Annotated in this window: 16 protein-coding genes and 3 tRNA genes; 16 read left to right on the forward strand and 3 right to left on the reverse strand. The window is 69.1% G+C overall.

Going from position 1 to position 17,514, the window contains the following annotated elements; genetic code table 11:
* Positions 1-22: 22 nt before the first annotated feature.
* Positions 23-1,321, reverse strand: coding sequence for an amidohydrolase family protein (locus IPT68_RS21315; protein WP_189700592.1), 1,299 nt, complete (start codon positions 1,319-1,321; stop codon positions 23-25).
* 267 nt (positions 1,322-1,588) lie between these two features.
* Between IPT68_RS21315 and IPT68_RS21320 the strand changes: the two genes are divergently transcribed.
* The 6 genes from IPT68_RS21320 (at position 1,589) to IPT68_RS21345 (ending at position 4,494) form a co-directional block, all read left to right on the forward strand.
* Positions 1,589-1,661 (forward strand) — tRNA-Thr (locus IPT68_RS21320).
* Between the two features lie 46 nt (positions 1,662-1,707).
* Positions 1,708-1,780 (forward strand) — tRNA-Met (locus IPT68_RS21325).
* An 89-nt stretch (positions 1,781-1,869) separates the two neighbouring features.
* Positions 1,870-2,034 (forward strand): 50S ribosomal protein L33, encoded by a 165-nt coding sequence (gene rpmG / locus IPT68_RS21330; RefSeq protein ID WP_003948671.1) that lies wholly within the window; start codon positions 1,870-1,872, stop codon positions 2,032-2,034.
* A gap of 242 nt (positions 2,035-2,276) precedes the next feature.
* On the forward strand, positions 2,277-2,729 hold the full coding sequence (locus IPT68_RS21335; RefSeq protein ID WP_189700591.1) for a MaoC family dehydratase N-terminal domain-containing protein: 453 nt from the start codon (positions 2,277-2,279) through the stop codon (positions 2,727-2,729).
* A 4-nt stretch (positions 2,730-2,733) separates the two neighbouring features.
* Positions 2,734-3,162 (forward strand): MaoC family dehydratase, encoded by a 429-nt coding sequence (locus IPT68_RS21340; protein ID WP_189700590.1) that lies wholly within the window; start codon positions 2,734-2,736, stop codon positions 3,160-3,162.
* Between the two features lie 276 nt (positions 3,163-3,438).
* On the forward strand, positions 3,439-4,494 hold the full coding sequence (locus tag IPT68_RS21345; protein WP_189700589.1) for a UDP-N-acetylmuramate dehydrogenase: 1,056 nt from the start codon (positions 3,439-3,441) through the stop codon (positions 4,492-4,494).
* Here the strand turns inward: IPT68_RS21345 and IPT68_RS21350 are convergent.
* Both IPT68_RS21350 and IPT68_RS21355 read right to left on the reverse strand, forming a co-directional pair.
* Positions 4,484-5,545: an adenosine deaminase gene (locus IPT68_RS21350; protein ID WP_189700588.1), complete on the reverse strand. Its 1,062-nt coding sequence runs from the start codon at positions 5,543-5,545 to the stop codon at positions 4,484-4,486. The two genes, IPT68_RS21345 and IPT68_RS21350, sit on opposite strands and share 11 nt — an antisense overlap.
* 119 nt (positions 5,546-5,664) lie before the next feature.
* Positions 5,665-6,891, reverse strand: coding sequence for a pyridoxal phosphate-dependent aminotransferase (locus IPT68_RS21355; RefSeq protein ID WP_189700587.1), 1,227 nt, complete (start codon positions 6,889-6,891; stop codon positions 5,665-5,667).
* Positions 6,892-7,184: 293 nt separating this feature from the next.
* On the opposite strand from IPT68_RS21355, the gene IPT68_RS21360 reads away from it, so the two are divergent.
* From IPT68_RS21360 to rpoB, 10 genes are all read left to right on the forward strand, one after another.
* A tRNA-Trp gene (locus IPT68_RS21360) sits at positions 7,185-7,257 on the forward strand.
* Between the two features lie 105 nt (positions 7,258-7,362).
* Positions 7,363-7,650: a preprotein translocase subunit SecE gene (gene secE, locus IPT68_RS21365; protein ID WP_189700586.1), complete on the forward strand. Its 288-nt coding sequence runs from the start codon at positions 7,363-7,365 to the stop codon at positions 7,648-7,650.
* A 78-nt stretch (positions 7,651-7,728) separates the two neighbouring features.
* Positions 7,729-8,535: a transcription termination/antitermination protein NusG gene (gene nusG / locus IPT68_RS21370; RefSeq protein WP_189700585.1), complete on the forward strand. Its 807-nt coding sequence runs from the start codon at positions 7,729-7,731 to the stop codon at positions 8,533-8,535.
* A gap of 198 nt (positions 8,536-8,733) precedes the next feature.
* On the forward strand, positions 8,734-9,168 hold the full coding sequence (gene rplK / locus IPT68_RS21375) for a 50S ribosomal protein L11 (protein WP_189287518.1): 435 nt from the start codon (positions 8,734-8,736) through the stop codon (positions 9,166-9,168).
* A gap of 77 nt (positions 9,169-9,245) precedes the next feature.
* Positions 9,246-9,971, forward strand: a complete 726-nt coding sequence (gene rplA, locus IPT68_RS21380; RefSeq protein ID WP_189700584.1) for a 50S ribosomal protein L1 — start codon at positions 9,246-9,248, stop codon at positions 9,969-9,971.
* 139 nt (positions 9,972-10,110) lie between these two features.
* Complete coding sequence (locus IPT68_RS21385) at positions 10,111-11,028, forward strand: LolA-like protein (RefSeq protein WP_189700583.1); 918 nt, start codon at positions 10,111-10,113, stop codon at positions 11,026-11,028.
* Between the two features lie 141 nt (positions 11,029-11,169).
* Positions 11,170-12,012 carry a LolA-like protein gene (locus tag IPT68_RS21390; protein ID WP_189700582.1) on the forward strand — a complete coding sequence of 281 codons (843 nt, stop codon included), beginning with the start codon at positions 11,170-11,172 and terminating at the stop codon, positions 12,010-12,012.
* Between the two features lie 301 nt (positions 12,013-12,313).
* Entirely contained in the window at positions 12,314-12,844 is a 531-nt protein-coding gene (gene rplJ / locus IPT68_RS21395; protein ID WP_143627918.1) for a 50S ribosomal protein L10, read from the forward strand.
* Between the two features lie 108 nt (positions 12,845-12,952).
* Positions 12,953-13,339 carry a 50S ribosomal protein L7/L12 gene (rplL, locus tag IPT68_RS21400; protein ID WP_189700622.1) on the forward strand — a complete coding sequence of 129 codons (387 nt, stop codon included), beginning with the start codon at positions 12,953-12,955 and terminating at the stop codon, positions 13,337-13,339.
* A 623-nt stretch (positions 13,340-13,962) separates the two neighbouring features.
* Positions 13,963-17,448 (forward strand): DNA-directed RNA polymerase subunit beta, encoded by a 3,486-nt coding sequence (rpoB, locus tag IPT68_RS21405; protein WP_189700581.1) that lies wholly within the window; start codon positions 13,963-13,965, stop codon positions 17,446-17,448.
* Positions 17,449-17,514: the final 66 nt, after the last annotated feature.

The raw sequence follows: 17,514 nt of genomic DNA on the forward strand, positions 1-17,514 counted from the left end.
CCCACGCTCACCCCTGAACCCCCTACGACAACTCCCCGCGCCCCTGCCGAGGCAACCCCAGCTCCGCCGACGCGGCCGAGTTGCAGTACTCCCGTACCGCGCTGGTCCGTGCCACCACGCGCCCCCGGTGCACCACGATCCGGCTGTACGCCAGTGACAGCGCACCCGCCAGCCGGTCACCGCGGACGGCGAGCAACTCGGCCGGGAACCCCGCCTCCACGCGGACCTCGGGGAGGCCCAGGGCGACGCGCGCCGACGTGCTCACGGCGTCGTAGGCGTCCTCGGGGCGCAGGCCGTGGTGGGAGGTCAGGAGGTAGGCGGCCTCCAGGGGGTCGCCGCGGCCCACCGGGTTCGAGGTGTCCCGCAGGGCGCCACTGCCGGCCGCGAGGCGTACGCCGGCGGCGCGCAGCAGCCGTACGGGCGCCGTCCCGCGCCGGTCGGCGCCCGAGCAGCCGCCCTGGGGCAGGCACACGACGGTCACCCCGGCCGCCGCCAACTGGTCCGCGGTGCGGGACGCCACGTCGGCGGGCAGGTCGCCCAGGCCGCCGCAGGGGCCGATCGTCACGCCGGGGCGCAGCCCGCCGGCCATCGCGGCGAGGCGCGCGAGGCGGGCCGGGTCGATGGCGTCGGTGTGCAGGTCCACGGGGCAACCGTGCTCGGAGGCCACCTCCAGGACGGCCTCGACGTAGCCCGTCGGGTCGGGGTCGAGATCCGGGCAGCCGCCCACCACGGAGGCGCCCATCTTGACCGCGTCCCGCAGCATGGCCAGCCCGTCCGCCCCGGCCACCCCGGTCAGCAGCCGCGGCATCGCCACCGTCGTCAGCTCCGCGAGCCCGCGCAACGACCGCCGTGCCCGCAGTACGGCGGTCAGCGCGCCCAGTCCCGGAACGTCCCCCACGCGCACGTGTGCCCGCAGTGCGGTCGCCCCGTGCCCCAGTTGCAGCAGCGTGGCCTCGGTGGCCCGGCGCTGGACGTCCTCGGGGTGGTACGAGACCGGGCCGTCGCCGTCGGCGGACAGGGCCGTGTCGGCGTGGGCGTGGGCCTCGGCGGGGGCCGGCAGGAGCAGGTAGCCGCCGAGGTCCAACCGGCCGCCGCCACTGCTGCCACCTCCGCCACCGTTGCCGCCGCCCCCGGCGCCGTGCGACCCGCCCAGGCTGCCGGCCGTGCCGACCGCCTCGATGCGCCCGCCGCCCAGCCGGACGTCCACGGTCCGGCCGTCGGTCAGTCGCGCGCCGCACAGCAGCAGCGTTTCCCCGTCGCCTTGTCCCGCTCCCGACGGGGAGGACGACGAATGAGGCGGCTGCGGCCGGCTGTCGGGCATCGCGCTCCAGGGGCTCGGGATCGGGGGCGGGGCTCATGACCTACCGCCGAGATACGGACGCAAGATCACGGAGAGTGAGTCGAGCCTATGGCGGGGTTCGGCCCCTGGCGCGGAGGAGCGCAATAGTCGTACCGGCGTGGTCCGCCGGGCCAGGGCGGTGTCCCGGAGGCCTCCGGGGCCGCTGAGAGGTCCGCGAGGAGGGCCGTACGGGGGCGCGGAAACGGATTTGGGTGAACGGCTGCCGAGCGTGTAATGTCTTCATCGCTCGCCCCAATAGCTCAGTCGGCAGAGCGTCTCCATGGTAAGGAGAAGGTCAACGGTTCGATTCCGTTTTGGGGCTCTGGTGTGAGAGGTTCCCGTCGCGAGGCGGGACCCGATCGCATCGCAGCGGTGTAGCTCAGTCGGTAGAGCAAGCGGCTCATAATCGCTGTGTCACCGGTTCAAGTCCGGTCACCGCTACTGACAGTAGCCGATTGCGGGGTCGGTCCTTCGATCGGCTACTCTTTCTTGCGTTGAATTAACCTACCCGTTCGTCAAGGAGCACTCACGTGGCTGCCACCGACGTCCGCCCGAAGATCACGCTGGCCTGCGTGGAGTGCAAGGAGCGGAACTACATCACCAAGAAGAACCGGCGTAACAACCCGGACCGTCTTGAGATGAAGAAGCACTGCCCGCGTTGCAACGCGCACACCGCGCACCGCGAGACGCGCTGACGCAGGCTCGTACATCTCGTACGGCTGATACACGAGGCCGCCCCCGCAGTCGGGGGGCGGCCTCGTGGCTTTTCCGGTCACCCTTTCGGCCGGCGTGGCCACCGAGCGCAAGCGGGCGCGGCGGCCTTTTATACGGTTGACCCGGCATGGTGCTCGTTGAGCAGAGCCTCTGGAGCAGAGCGGCTCGAGGGGCCGCCGCCGTTCACCGGTCGACCCGAGCAGAAACCAGGAGGTGCCGAGCCATGGCGCTCGACCAGTCCTTCGTGGGGCGGACCTACCCGCCCACCGACCCCTACGAGGTGGGCCGGGAGAAGATCCGTGAGTTCGCGGAGGCGGTGGGAGACGCCAATCCGGCCTACACGGACCCGGAGGCCGCCAAGGCCCTCGGCCACCCCGACGTGATCGCCCCGCCCACGTTCGTGTTCGCGATCACCTTCCGGGCGGCGCGGCAGGTCATCGCCGACCCGAAGCTCGGCCTGGACTACAACCGGGTCGTGCACGGCGACCAGAGGTTCGCCTACCGCCGCCCCGTGCGCGCCGGCGACCGGCTGACGGTCACCTCGACCATCGAGACGATCAAGTCGCTGGCCGGCAACGACATCCTGGACGTCCGCGGCGAGGTGCACGACGAGGCCGGAGAGCTCGTCGTCACCGCCTGGACCAAGCTGGTGGCCCGTGCGGCCGAGGAGGCGTGAGCAGATGACCGACCGGATCGCGTACGCCGACGTCGAGGTCGGCACCGAGCTTCCCGCGCAGACGTTCCCCGTGACCCGGGCCACCCTCGTCCAGTACGCGGGTGCCTCCGGGGACTTCAACCCGATCCACTGGAACGAGAAGTTCGCCAAGGAGGTGGGTCTGCCCGACGTCATCGCGCACGGCATGTTCACCATGGCCGAGGCGATCCGTGTCGTGACCGACTGGACCGGCGACCCGGGTGCGGTCGTCGAGTACGGCGTCCGCTTCACCAAGCCCGTCGTGGTCCCGAACGACGACCAGGGAGCCACGATCGAGGTCAGCGGCAAGGTGGCCGCCAAGCTCGACGACAACACGGTCCGCGTGGACCTGACGGCGACGAGCGCCGGACAGAAGGTGCTCGGAATGTCCCGGGCGGTCGTCCGACTGCCCTGACCCGCGCACGCAGCACGGAAGGCCCGCACGGCACGGAAGTAAGGGGCGCCCGCACATGCGGCCGCCCGTTACTTCTCTGCTTCCCCGCGCCGGGGCGCCACATCTGTGTCTTCCGCGCCGGGGCGCCGGGGCGACCGGCGTCGCAGGGCCCCTCACGCGTGCGGCCGGACCGCCCGTTCCCGCCCCACCGCCGAGAACGCGCATGCGTGCCCGTCGACTGCCCCGGGCGACGCCGCGCCTGCCGTCCCTGTCAGTGCCGTCTCGTAGTCTTGGCGCGTGCAGGTACTCCACGACGCTCCCCTCGCCCCGTTGACCACGTTCCGGCTGGGCGGTCCCGCGACCCGGCTGGTGACCGCGACGACCGACGCCGAGGTCGTCGACGCCGTACGGGAGGCCGATGCCACCGGCACGCCACTGCTGGTCATCGGCGGTGGTTCGAACCTGGTCGTCGGCGACAAGGGATTCGACGGGACCGCCCTGCGCATCGCCACCCGCGGCGTCGAGCTGACCGGTACGCGGCTGGAGCTGGCCGCCGGCGAAGTGTGGACGGAGGCCGTCGCGCGCACCGTGGAGGCCGGGCTCGCCGGCGTCGAGTGCCTGGCCGGCATCCCGGGTTCGGCGGGTGCGACGCCGATCCAGAACGTCGGGGCGTACGGCCAGGAGGTCGCCGCCACCATCACGGAGGTGATCGCCTACGACCGCAGGGCCGGCGAGACGGTCACCCTCACGAACGCCGAGTGCGGGTTCTCGTACCGCCACAGCCGCTTCAAGGCCGACCCCGAGCGCCATGTCGTCCTGCGGGTCCGCTTCGAGCTGGAGGACGCGGGCGGGCTGTCGGGGCCCATCCGGTACGCCGAGACGGCGCGCGCGCTGGGCGTGGAGCCCGGCGACCGGGTGCCGCTCGGCGACGCCCGCGACACCGTGCTGAAGCTGCGCGCCGGCAAGGGCATGGTGCTCGACCCCGAGGACCACGACACCTGGTCCGCCGGGTCCTTCTTCACCAACCCGATCCTGACCGACGCGCAGTTCGCCGCGTTCCACGCGCGTGTGCGGGAGCGGCTCGGCGAGGGCGCGGAGCCGCCGGCGTACCAGGCCGGGGACGGGCACACCAAGACCTCCGCCGCCTGGCTGATCGACAAGGCGGGCTTTGGCAAGGGGTACGGCACCGGGCCCGCCCGGATCTCCACCAAGCACACCCTCGCCCTCACCAACCGCGGCGGCGCGACCACGGAGGACCTGCTGGCGCTGGCTCGAGAGGTCGTCGCCGGAGTGCGTGAGGCCTTCGGGATCACCCTGGTCAACGAACCGGTGACGGTGGGCGTCAGCCTCTGACGGCTGCGGGCCCGTGCCCGTCGGCGGTCAGCCAGCGGTCCACGCCCGCCAGCAGCTTCGCCTTCGTCTCCTCCGGGGCCGCCGACGCCCGTACCGACTGCCGGGCGACCTCGGCCAGCTCCGCGTCCGTGAAGGCGTGGTGCTCGCGGGCGATCTCGTACTGCGCCGCCAGGCGGGAGCCGAACAGTAGCGGGTCGTCGGCGCCCAGGGCCAGCGGGACACCGGCCTCGAAAAGGGTGCGCAGCGGTACGTCCTCGGGCTTGTCGTAGACCCCGAGGGCCACGTTCGACGCCGGACACACCTCGCACGTGACGCCCCGGTCGGCCAGGCGCTTCAGCAGGCGCGGGTCCTCCGCCGCGCGCACGCCGTGGCCCACCCGGTCGGCGTGCAGGTCGTCCAGGCAGTCGCGGACCGAGGCGGGGCCCGTCAGTTCACCGCCGTGCGGGGCGGACAGCAGGCCGCCCTCGCGGGCGATGGCGAAGGCCCGGTCGAAGTCGCGGGCCATGCCGCGCCGCTCGTCGTTGGACAGGCCGAAGCCGACCACGCCGCGGTCGGCGTAACGGACGGCCAGCCGGGCCAGCGTGCGGGCGTCCAACGGGTGCTTCATCCGGTTCGCGGCGACCAGCAGGCGCATCCCGAGCCCGGTCTCCCGCGACGCCGTCTCCACCGCGTCCAGGATGATCTCCAGCGCCGAGATGAGACCGCCCAGGCGCGGGGCGTACGACGTCGGGTCGACCTGGATCTCCAGCCAGCCCGAGCCGTCTCTCACATCCTCCTCGGCCGCCTCCCGCACCAGCCGCCGGATGTCCTCCGGCTCCCTCAGGCACGACCGCGCGGCGTCGTACAGGCGCTGGAAGCGGAACCAGCCCCGCTCGTCCGTCGCCCGCAGCCTCGGCGGCTCGCCGCTGACCAGGGCGTCCGCCAGCGCCTCGGGCAGCCGTACGCCGTACTTGTCCGCCAGTTCCAGCAGGGTGCCCGGCCGCATCGAGCCGGTGAAGTGCAGGTGCAGATGGGCCTTGGGGAGGTCGGAGACATCACGTACACGTTCCATTCCAGGATCCTGCCGTACGGCTCGGTCGTCCTGGTACCGCTTTCCCCGTTCGTGGTCTTGCTCGCACGAAGAAACGGGCCGCCTCCCCGAAGGGAGACGGCCCGTCCGGTGCGGGGGACTCAGTCCCTGGCCTCCGCCAGCAGCTTCTGGATGCGGCTCACGCCCTCGACGAGGTCCTCGTCGCCCAGGGCGTACGACAGCCGCAGGTAGCCCGGCGTACCGAAGGCCTCACCCGGGACGACCGCGACCTCGGCCTCCTCCAGGATCAGCGCGGCCAGCTCGACCGTGTTCTGCGGCCGCTTGCCGCGGATCTCCTTGCCGACCAGGGCCTTCACCGACGGGTAGGCGTAGAAGGCGCCCTCGGGCTCGGGGCAGAGCACGCCGTCGATCTCGTTGAGCATCCGGACGATCGTGCGGCGGCGGCGGTCGAAGGCCTCACGCATCTTCTCGACGGCGACCAGGTCGCCGGAGACGGCGGCCAGCGCGGCAGCCTGGGCGACGTTCGAGACGTTCGACGTGGCGTGCGACTGCAGGTTCGTGGCGGCCTTCACGACGTCCTTCGGGCCGATGATCCAGCCCACGCGCCAGCCGGTCATGGCGTACGTCTTGGCGACACCGTTGACCACGATGCACTTGTCGCGCAGCTCTGGCAGGACGGCCGGCAACGACACGGCCGACGCGTCGCCGTAGACCAGGTGCTCGTAGATCTCGTCGGTGAGCACCCACAGGCCGTGCTCGACGGCCCAGCGGCCGATGGCCTCGGTCTCGGCCTCGGAGTAGACCGCGCCGGTCGGGTTGGACGGGGAGACGAACAGGACGACCTTCGTCCGCTCCGTGCGGGCGGCCTCCAGCTGCTCCACGCTCACCCGGTAACCGGTCGTCTCGTCGGCGACGACCTCGACGGGGACACCGCCGGCCAGCCGGATCGACTCGGGGTACGTCGTCCAGTAGGGGGCCGGGACGATGACCTCGTCGCCCGGGTCGAGGATGGCGGCGAACGCCTCGTAGATGGCCTGCTTGCCGCCGTTGGTGACCAGGATCTGCGACGCGTCGACCTCGTAACCGGAGTCGCGCAGCGTCTTCGCGGCGATCGCGGCCTTCAGCTCGGGCAGGCCGCCGGCCGGCGTGTAGCGGTGGTACTTGGGGTTCTTGCAGGCCTCGATCGCGGCCTCGACGATGTAGTCGGGGGTCGGGAAGTCGGGCTCGCCGGCGCCGAATCCGATCACCGGACGCCCGGCGGCCTTGAGGGCCTTGGCCTTGGCGTCCACGGCGAGGGTGGCGGACTCGGAGATCGCGCCGATGCGGGCCGAGACCCGGCGCTCGGTGGGTGGAATTGCAGCGCTCATGGGGCCATCGTTCCAGACCGGAAACCGGCCCGGCACACTGGTTTCACGTACTGAACAGCTCGGGGCAAACCGTTGAACACCAGTCCGGGCACCGCGGGTGGCCTGGGTGATCTTCGGCCGGTCCGCGGCCGGGAAGACGTCGTTTCTCCGGCGGCGCAGGCCCCGCGGGCCATTTTCTGTTCGACGCCCGGCTCAGGACCACGTACACTCTCACCTCGTTGGCCTTCAGCGGCCCCGCTCGCAGCCGGTGCACACCGAGCACCCGGTTGGATGCGGTACGTTGGGGCACACGAAGGGTCGTAGCTCAATTGGTAGAGCACCGGTCTCCAAAACCGGCGGTTGGGGGTTCAAGTCCCTCCGGCCCTGCTACACACACCGCCAGGATGTGTGCGCAGGTACGTACAGCAATGCAACGCCGTGCGGCTCAGACCGGGCGCGGCACGGCCACGACCCGGGATCAGGTGAGGACGAATGACGGACGCCGTGGGCTCCCTCGACACGCCTGATGCTCAGGATGAGGCACCGGAGTCCCAGAAGAAGACCCGCAAGGGCGGCAAGCGTGCCAAGAAGGGCCCGCTGAAGCGTCTTGCCCTCTTCTACCGGCAGATCGTCGCCGAGCTCCGCAAGGTCGTCTGGCCCTCGCGCACCCAGCTGACGCGATACACGACGGTCGTCATCATCTTCGTCGTCGTCATGATCGGACTGGTCACCGTGATTGACTATGGGCTCGACCACGCCGCCAAGTACGTCTTCGGCTGAGCCAAGAGCGAAGGGCGCCGGGACCCGGCGCCCCTTTCGCGTGTTCCACCCCTATGTATCCAGGAAGAAGCAGCCACCGTGTCTGACCCGAACGTGAACGACGACGCCATCGAGCCGGTCGAGTCCGTGGAAGACGAGCTCGACATCGTCGAGGGTGCGGACGAGGACCTGGACGAGGCCGAGGCTGCCGACGCCGCCGCGGGCGAACCCGCGGAGGAAGCCGCCGTGCACGTCGAGGAGGAGCCCGCGGAGGAGGCCGAGCCCGAGCTCGACCCCGTCGAGAAGCTCCGCCAGGAGCTGCGGACGCTCCCCGGTGAGTGGTACGTCATCCACACCTACGCCGGTTACGAGAACCGCGTGAAGACCAACCTGGAGCAGCGCGCCGTCTCGCTGAACGTCGAGGACTACATCTTCCAGGCCGAGGTGCCGCAGGAAGAGGTCGTCCAGATCAAGAACGGCGACCGCAAGACCATCAAGCAGAACAAGCTCCCGGGCTACGTCCTGGTCCGCATGGACCTGACGAACGAGTCCTGGGGCGTCGTGCGCAACACCCCCGGTGTCACCGGCTTCGTGGGCAACGCCTACGACCCGTACCCGCTGACCCTGGACGAGATCGTCAAGATGCTCGCCCCGGAGGCGGAGGAGAAGGCCGCCCGCGAGGCCGCCGAGGCCGAGGGCAAGCCGGCGCCGCAGCGCAAGGTCGAGGTCCAGGTGCTGGACTTCGAGGTCGGCGACTCGGTCACCGTCACCGACGGCCCGTTCGCCACGCTGCAGGCGACGATCAACGAGATCAACCCCGACTCCAAGAAGGTCAAGGGTCTGGTGGAGATCTTCGGCCGCGAGACGCCGGTCGAGCTCTCGTTCGACCAGATCCAGAAGAACTGACCCTGACAGGGCGCACCCCTTCTGGGCGCACCCCTTCTGGACCAACCGCTTCCGCGCAGGTCAGGTGGGCTCTCGGAGTCTGTCTGACCTGCACGGTTTTTGGCCGCGCATCTATACCCGTTATCGTTGTGCGGTATGCCTTCTGCCGAGACGCGACTCGGTGGGAGGTAGACCCGAATCGAAAGGACCCGGAGAGCTATGCCTCCCAAGAAGAAGAAGGTCACGGGGCTCATCAAGCTCCAGATCCAGGCCGGTGCCGCCAACCCGGCCCCGCCGGTCGGCCCCGCGCTGGGTCAGCACGGCGTCAACATCATGGAGTTCTGCAAGGCCTACAACGCCGCGACCGAGTCGCAGCGTGGCTGGGTCATCCCGGTGGAGATCACGGTCTACGAGGACCGCTCCTTCACCTTCATCACGAAGACCCCGCCGGCCGCCAAGATGATCCTCAAGGCCGCGGGCGTGGAGAAGGGCTCCGGCGAGCCGCACAAGACCAAGGTCGCGAAGATCACCCGCGACCAGGTCCGCGAGATCGCCACCACCAAGATGCCCGACCTCAACGCCAACGACCTGGACGCCGCCGAGAAGATCATCGCCGGCACCGCCCGTTCCATGGGCATCACGGTCGAGGGCTGAGCCCCAACCTCCCAGAGCAGTAGTGGCAGGGCCTGCTCGGCCCGGACCACGACTCCTAAGAACCCCCAGGAGCAGTAGTGAGCAAGCGCAGCAAGTCTCTCCGCGCTGCGGACGCCAAGGTCGACCGGGAAAAGCTGTACGCCCCGCTCGAGGCCGTCCGTCTCGCCAAGGAGACCTCCACGACCAAGTTCGACGGCACCGTCGAGGTCGCCTTCCGTCTGGGTGTCGACCCGCGCAAGGCCGACCAGATGGTCCGTGGCACCGTGAACCTTCCGCACGGCACCGGTAAGACCGCCCGGGTCCTGGTCTTCGCGACCGGCGACCGTGCCGAGGCCGCGCGTGCCGCGGGCGCCGACATCGTCGGCGCCGACGAGCTGATCGACGAGGTGTCGAAGGGGCGTCTGGACTTCGACGCCGTCGTCGCCACCCCGGACCTCATGGGCAAGGTCGGCCGCCTCGGCCGCGTGCTCGGTCCCCGTGGTCTGATGCCGAACCCGAAGACCGGCACCGTGACCCCCGACGTCGCCAAGGCTGTCAACGACATCAAGGGCGGCAAGATCGAGTTCCGCGTCGACAAGCACTCGAACCTGCACTTCATCATCGGCAAGACGTCGTTCGACGACACCAAGCTGGTGGAGAACTACGGCGCGGCCCTGGAGGAGATCCTCCGTCTGAAGCCGTCCGCCGCCAAGGGTCGCTACATCAAGAAGGCCGCCATCACCACCACGATGGGCCCCGGTATCCCGGTCGACCCGAACCGCACCCGCAACCTCCTCGTCGAGGAGGACCCGGCCGCGGTCTGAGCCCCCAAGGCTCGCTGAAGTCGGTCACGGGCCCCGCACCTTCCCAGGTGCGGGGCCCGTTTCGTCGCTGTGGGGGACGGCTGTCAGTGGCCTGGGTTAGCGTGCTCGCACGGGACTCGCATCGCGCATGGGGGGACGAATGCAGACCACCATCCTTCGCCGGGGCGTGCGCCGCGTCGCCGTCGCGCTCGCGGCCGTCGTGGCGCTGACCGGCGGCCTGGCCGGCTGCACGGCGGCCGACCCGTCCGGCCGCTCCGCCGAGGAGGACCGGCCGTCGCGCGAGAGCGCGGCGCGTCTCGCCCCGATCGCCGCGCTGCGCTCCGCCGAGCGGTCCACCGACCTGGCCGACTCCGCGCGCGTGCAGTCCACCACGACGATGGGCACGCTGATGTCCATGACGGCCGACGGCGTCCTCGGCTGGAGCGACGGCATCACCGGCACGCTGACCATCACGTACACCGGCGGCACCATGGCCGACACCATGCGCCGGCTGGGCAGTACCTCGATGGAGGCCCGCTATCTGCCCGACGCCTACTACGCGCGGATGGGTGACGCGTTCGCCGAGCAGGCGGGTGGCCGGCACTGGCTGCGCTACGGCTACGACGACCTGGCCGAGCTCGCCGGCGGCTCCGGGGCGTATCTCCAGGAGCAGATGCGCAACACGACCCCGAAGCAGTCCGTGGAACTGCTGCTGGCCTCCGGGGACGTCAAGGAGGTCGGAACGGAGGACGTCCGCGGCGAGCGGACCACGCACTACTCCGGCACCGTCGACGTGGCCGACCTCGCCACCCACAACTCCCACCTCTCCGCCGACCGCCTCGCCGACCTCAGGCGGCAGCTGGAACGGGCCGGCGTGACCACCCAGACCGTCGACATATGGGTCAACGACCGGGACCTGCTGGTCAAGAAGGTCGAGCAGGGGCGGATGGCGACCGGCGAGCTCACCCAGACCGCGTACTACAGCGACTACGGGGCCGAGGTCTCCGCCGAGCGGCCGCCGGCGGACGACACCCGGGACTTCCGGGAGCTGATGAGTGCCGGGGGCGGCAGTTCCTGACGTTCATCCGGGGTGACACCGAAGCCTCGGTTTGACGAGGAGAAAATCCGACGCCGCTGTCACACCGGTGGGCTAGGCTCCGGATCTTGCTGTGAGCAACCCGTGTGTTCCTTGGGGGAACCGATGACTTGGGGGGATCCGATGAGGACGTCCATACCTGCTGCCGGAATCGCCGCACTGCTTCTCGCCACGAGCGCGGTGGGCTGTGCGAAGGGCGGTGACGGCACCGAGGCTTCGCCGGAGATGGCGCCGGCGGCGGCCGTGGCCAAGGCGGCCAAGAACACGGAGGACATCACGTCCTTCCGGTACACGATGACCGGCAAGATGCCCGAGGCGGGCCGTATCGAGGCCGAGGCCGCGATGCGGATCAAGCCGGAGCTCGCCATGAGCATGAAGATGGAGGTGCTCGACCAGGCCGCGCAGGGCAAGGTCGAGATCCGGCTCGTCGACAAGGTCATGTACGTCGGCGGCGGCGCCGAGATGGCCAAGGAGATGGACGGCAAGAGCTGGATGAAGTTCGACCTGTCCGCCATGGGCGCCGGGAAGGACCTCGACGAGCTCGGCGCCGCGAGCCAGGCCGAGCAGAACCCCGCCACCGCCTCCACCTTCCTCACCGGTGCCGAGGACGTGAAGAAGGTCGGCACGGAGAAGATCGACGGCGTCGAGACCACCCACTACTCGGGCACGGTCGGCCTCGACGACCTGCGCGCGTCCCTGAAGGACAAGGACGCCGAGGCGCGCAAGCAGAACGAGAAGAGCATCGAGCAGTACGAGAAGATGGGCGTCGAGACGCTCACGATGGACATGTGGATCGACGGCGAGGACCACACCAAGCAGTTCCGGATGCGCGGCCAGGCCGACAAGGGACCGCTGGACATGACGATCAAGTTCCTCGACCTCAACCAGCCGGTCACCGTCCAGGCGCCGCCTGCCAAGGACACCGTCGACCTGGCCGAGATGATGCAGGGGCTCGAGCAGAGCTGAGCCCTGTGCCGGTCCCGCGGGGACGGATTTGCCTCGCGGCGATCCGTTCCCGTACGCTTTCACAGAAGCCAAAGACCGCTGGTCGTTGCCGTGCGCTCGTACGAGGGCGCGGTGGCCGAAGGATCCGCTGAACTGCGGACGACCCGCGCAGGTGACAGTGGAAGAGCTCCCGGAGTGCGTGCGTCTACGCATGTACGGCCGGTCGAGTCCGCCCCGTGCGCCTGCGCCGGGGCGTTTCGTTTTCCCCAGTCCTCCTTCGGGTCCGCGCGGTCCGAATCACCCGGAAGGAGGCCGAGGCTCTATGGCGAGGCCCGACAAGGCTGCCGCGGTTGCCGAGCTGACGGACAAGTTCCGCAGCTCCAACGCCGCCGTGCTGACCGAGTACCGCGGTCTCACCGTGGCGCAGCTCAAGACGCTGCGTCGTTCGCTCGGTGAGAACGCCCAGTACGCCGTGGTGAAGAACACGCTGACCAAGATTGCGGCCAACGAGGCCGGGATCACGCTGGACGACCAGCTCTTCGCTGGTCCGACGGCCGTCGCCTTCGTCACCGGTGACCCGGTGGAGTCGGCGAAGGGTCTTCGTGACTTCGCCAAGGACAACCCCAATCTCGTCATCAAGGGCGGTGTCCTTGACGGCAAGGCGCTGTCCGCCGACGAGATCAAGAAGCTTGCGGACCTCGAGTCCCGCGAGGTTCTGCTCGCCAAGCTGGCGGGCGCCATGAAGGGCAAGCAGTCCCAGGCTGCCGCGCTCTTCCAGGCGCTCCCGTCGAAGCTCGTCCGCACCGTGGACGCGCTGCGCGCCAAGCAGGCCGAGCAGGGCGGTGCCGAGTAATTCGGCTCGCATCATGATCGCCGCCCTCCGGCAGCGGTCGTAGCGGGCCGAACGTACGCCCGCCAGTCATGTACATCCGGCACCAGCCGAATTAGTGGAAGGAAAGCCATCGTGGCTCTCACCCAGGAAGAACTGCTCGCCGAGTTCGAGAACATGACCCTCATCCAGCTCGCCGAGTTCGTCTCGGCGTTCGAGGAGAAGTTCGACGTCACCGCGGCCGCCCCGGTTGCCGTTGCCGCCGCCGGCGCCCCGGGTGCCCCGGCCGCCGAGGCCGTCGAGGAGAAGGACGAGTTCGACGTCGTCCTCACCGGCGCCGGCGACAAGAAGATCCAGGTCATCAAGGTCGTGCGCGAGCTGACCTCCCTCGGCCTGAAGGAGGCCAAGGACCTGGTGGACGGCGCCCCGAAGCCCGTCCTCGAGAAGGTCGCGAAGGACGCCGCGGACAAGGCCAAGGAGGCCCTCGAGGGCGCCGGCGCCTCCGTCGAGGTCAAGTAAGACCTTCACGGGCCCGCACGGCCTTCACGGGTCCGCACGGACTCACGCGCGGTGATTGCAGCCCCGTAGGGGTGTAACGCGAACGCACCGAAGAGCGATCATCCATCCGGGTGGTCGCTCTTCGGCGTTACGGGGGTCCGGCGGCGGCTGCCTTGCACCCGCGGTGGCGAGGAGTAAGGTGATCTTCGTCGTGCCTCTCGGCGCCCCCGGTGGCAGGCTGCACGTGACGAGCGCAGCACCTCGGCTTGGGCCAGGGGGCCTTGACGAACCGCACGCAGCGCGCAATTCTCAGGACGCGTCGTCACAAGGATCCGAATCCGAGGCATGGATCGACGGCGAAGAGGGCAGTATCACCGTGGCGTTGAGGGCGTGACCTTGTCGCAGGGGTTGAGAACAACGAGGGCATCGAGGTTCTTCGAAAACCCGCACTGGACATCAGTGTGCCAAGTGGCTACACTGACCCTTTGCGCTGCCTGTTAGCTGTCCCCTGCCCGTCACCAGGGGCATGCCCTCGCTCGAGCATAGACGATCAGACCGTCCCTGACCTGGGGTTATCTGTCTTCGTGCATCGGTGAGGGGCCGGTACGCGCGTAGTGAGTCCGAGCCCTCGGAAGGACCCCCTCTTGGCCGCCTCGCGCAACGCCTCGACCGCGAATACGAACAACGGCGCCAGCACCGCCCCGCTGCGCATCTCCTTTGCAAAGATCAAGGAGCCTCTCGAGGTTCCCAACCTGCTCGCGCTGCAGACCGAGAGCTTTGACTGGCTGCTCGGCAACACGGCCTGGCAGAGTCGGGTCGAGGAGGCTCTCGAGAACGGTCAGGACGTCCCCACCAAGTCCGGGCTCGAGGAGATCTTCGAGGAGATCTCCCCGATCGAGGACTTCAGCGGGTCGATGTCGCTGACCTTCCGCGACCACCGTTTCGAGCCGCCGAAGAACTCGATCGACGAGTGCAAGGAGCGTGACTTCACCTACGCGGCTCCGCTCTTCGTCACCGCCGAGTTCACCAACAACGAGACCGGCGAGATCAAGTCCCAGACGGTCTTCATGGGCGACTTCCCGCTCATGACCAACAAGGGCACCTTCGTCATCAACGGCACCGAGCGTGTCGTCGTCTCGCAGCTGGTGCGCTCGCCGGGTGTCTACTTCGACTCCACGATCGACAAGACGTCCGACAAGGACATCTTCTCCGCCAAGATCATCCCGTCCCGGGGTGCCTGGCTGGAGATGGAGATCGACAAGCGCGACATGGTCGGTGTCCGCATCGACCGCAAGCGCAAGCAGTCCGTCACCGTCCTCCTGAAGGCGCTCGGCTGGACGACCGAGCAGATCCTCGAGGAGTTCGGCGAGTACGAGTCGATGCGCGCCACCCTGGAGAAGGACCACACCCAGGGCCAGGACGACGCGCTGCTCGACATCTACCGCAAGCTGCGTCCGGGCGAGCCCCCCACGCGTGAGGCCGCGCAGACGCTGCTCGAGAACCTTTACTTCAACCCCAAGCGCTACGACCTCGCCAAGGTCGGCCGCTACAAGGTCAACAAGAAGCTGGGTACGGACACCCCGCTCGACGCGGGCGTCCTGACCGTCGAGGACATCATCGCGACGATCAAGTACCTGGTGAAGCTGCACGCCGGCGAGACCGAGACGGTCGGGGAGTCGGGTCGCTCGATCATCGTCGAGACCGACGACATCGACCACTTCGGCAACCGCCGCATCCGCAGCGTCGGCGAGCTGATCCAGAACCAGGTCCGTACGGGTCTCGCCCGTATGGAGCGCGTCGTGCGCGAGCGCATGACGACCCAGGACGTCGAGGCGATCACGCCGCAGACCCTGATCAACATCCGGCCGGTCGTCGCCTCCATCAAGGAGTTCTTCGGCACCAGCCAGCTGTCCCAGTTCATGGACCAGAACAACCCGCTGTCGGGGCTGACGCACAAGCGTCGTCTGAACGCCCTCGGCCCGGGTGGTCTGTCCCGTGAGCGGGCCGGCTTCGAGGTCCGTGACGTGCACCCGTCGCACTACGGCCGCATGTGCCCGATCGAGACGCCCGAAGGCCCGAACATCGGTCTGATCGGCTCGCTCGCCACCTACGGCCGGGTCAATGCGTTCGGTTTCGTCGAGACCCCGTACCGCAAGGTCATCGACGGCCAGGTCACCGACGAGGTGAACTACCTGACCGCCGACGAGGAGGACCGCTTCGTCATCGCGCAGGCCAACGCGCCGCTGACCGACGAGATGCGGTTCGCCGAGGCCCGCGTGCTGGTCCGCCGCCGTGGCGGCGAGGTCGACTACGTCGCGCCCGAGGACGTGGACTACATGGACGTCTCGCCGCGCCAGATGGTGTCGGTCGCGACCGCCATGATCCCCTTCCTCGAGCACGACGACGCCAACCGTGCCCTCATGGGCGCGAACATGATGCGTCAGGCCGTGCCGCTGATTAAGTCCGAGTCCCCGCTCGTCGGCACCGGCATGGAGTACCGCTCCGCGGTCGACGCCGGCGACGTGGTCAAGGCCGAGAAGGACGGTGTGGTCCAGGAGGTCTCCGCGGACTACATCACCACCGCCAACGACGACGGCACGTACATCACCTACCGGCTGGCCAAGTTCGCCCGCTCCAACCAGGGCACCTCGGTCAACCAGAAGGTCATCGTCAACGAGGGCGACCGGGTCATCACCGGCCAGGTCCTGGCCGACGGCCCGGCCACCGAGAACGGCGAGATGGCGCTCGGCAAGAACCTGCTGGTCGCGTTCATGCCGTGGGAGGGTCACAACTACGAGGACGCGATCATCCTGTCGCAGCGCCTCGTGCAGGACGACGTCCTCTCCTCGATCCACATCGAGGAGCACGAGGTCGATGCCCGTGACACCAAGCTCGGCCCCGAGGAGATCACCCGGGACATCCCGAACGTCTCCGAGGAGGTCCTCGCCGACCTGGACGAGCGCGGCATCATCCGCATCGGCGCCGAGGTCATCGCCGGCGACATCCTCGTCGGCAAGGTGACCCCGAAGGGTGAGACGGAGCTGACGCCGGAGGAGCGCCTGCTGCGCGCGATCTTCGGTGAGAAGGCCCGTGAGGTCCGTGACACCTCGCTGAAGGTGCCGCACGGCGAGACCGGCAAGGTCATCGGCGTGCGCGTCTTCGACCGCGAGGAGGGCGACGAGCTGCCGCCGGGCGTGAACCAGCTGGTCCGCGTCTACGTCGCGCAGAAGCGCAAGATCACCGACGGTGACAAGCTCGCCGGCCGTCACGGCAACAAGGGCGTCATCTCCAAGATCCTGCCGATCGAGGACATGCCGTTCCTGGAGGACGGCACCCCGGTCGACATCATCCTCAACCCGCTGGGTGTCCCGTCCCGAATGAACCCGGGACAGGTCCTGGAGATCCACCTCGGCTGGCTCGCCAGCCGCGGCTGGGACGTCTCCGGCCTCGCGGACGAGTGGGCGCAGCGCCTCCAGGCGATCGGCGCCGACCAGGTCGAGCCCGGCACCAACGTGGCCACCCCGGTCTTCGACGGTGCGCGTGAGGACGAGCTCGCGGGTCTGCTGCAGCACACCATCCCGAACCGCGACGGCGAGCGCATGGTGCTCCCGTCCGGCAAGGCGCGGCTGTTCGACGGCCGCAGCGGTGAGCCGTTCCCGGACCCGATCTCGGTCGGCTACATGTACATCCTGAAGCTGCACCACCTGGTCGACGACAAGCTGCACGCCCGTTCGACCGGTCCGTACTCGATGATCACCCAGCAGCCGCTGGGTGGTAAGGCCCAGTTCGGTGGCCAGCGGTTCGGCGAGATGGAGGTGTGGGCACTCGAGGCGTACGGCGCCGCCTACGCCCTCCAGGAGCTGCTGACCATCAAGTCCGACGACGTCACCGGCCGCGTGAAGGTCTACGAGGCGATCGTCAAGGGCGAGAACATCCCCGAACCCGGCATCCCCGAGTCCTTCAAGGTGCTCATCAAGGAGATGCAGTCCCTGTGCCTGAACGTGGAGGTGCTGTCCAGCGACGGTATGTCCATCGAGATGCGTGACACCGACGAGGACGTCTTCCGCGCTGCGGAGGAGCTCGGCATCGACCTGTCCCGGCGCGAGCCGAGCAGCGTCGAAGAGGTCTGACGGAGTCCGGCGGGCCTTCTGAACAACAGAAGGCCCGCCGACCCCGGGACCCCGTTTCAGACCCCA

Origin of the sequence: Streptomyces chromofuscus (assembly GCF_015160875.1) — a bacterium.
GTDB classification, from domain to species: domain Bacteria; phylum Actinomycetota; class Actinomycetes; order Streptomycetales; family Streptomycetaceae; genus Streptomyces; species Streptomyces chromofuscus.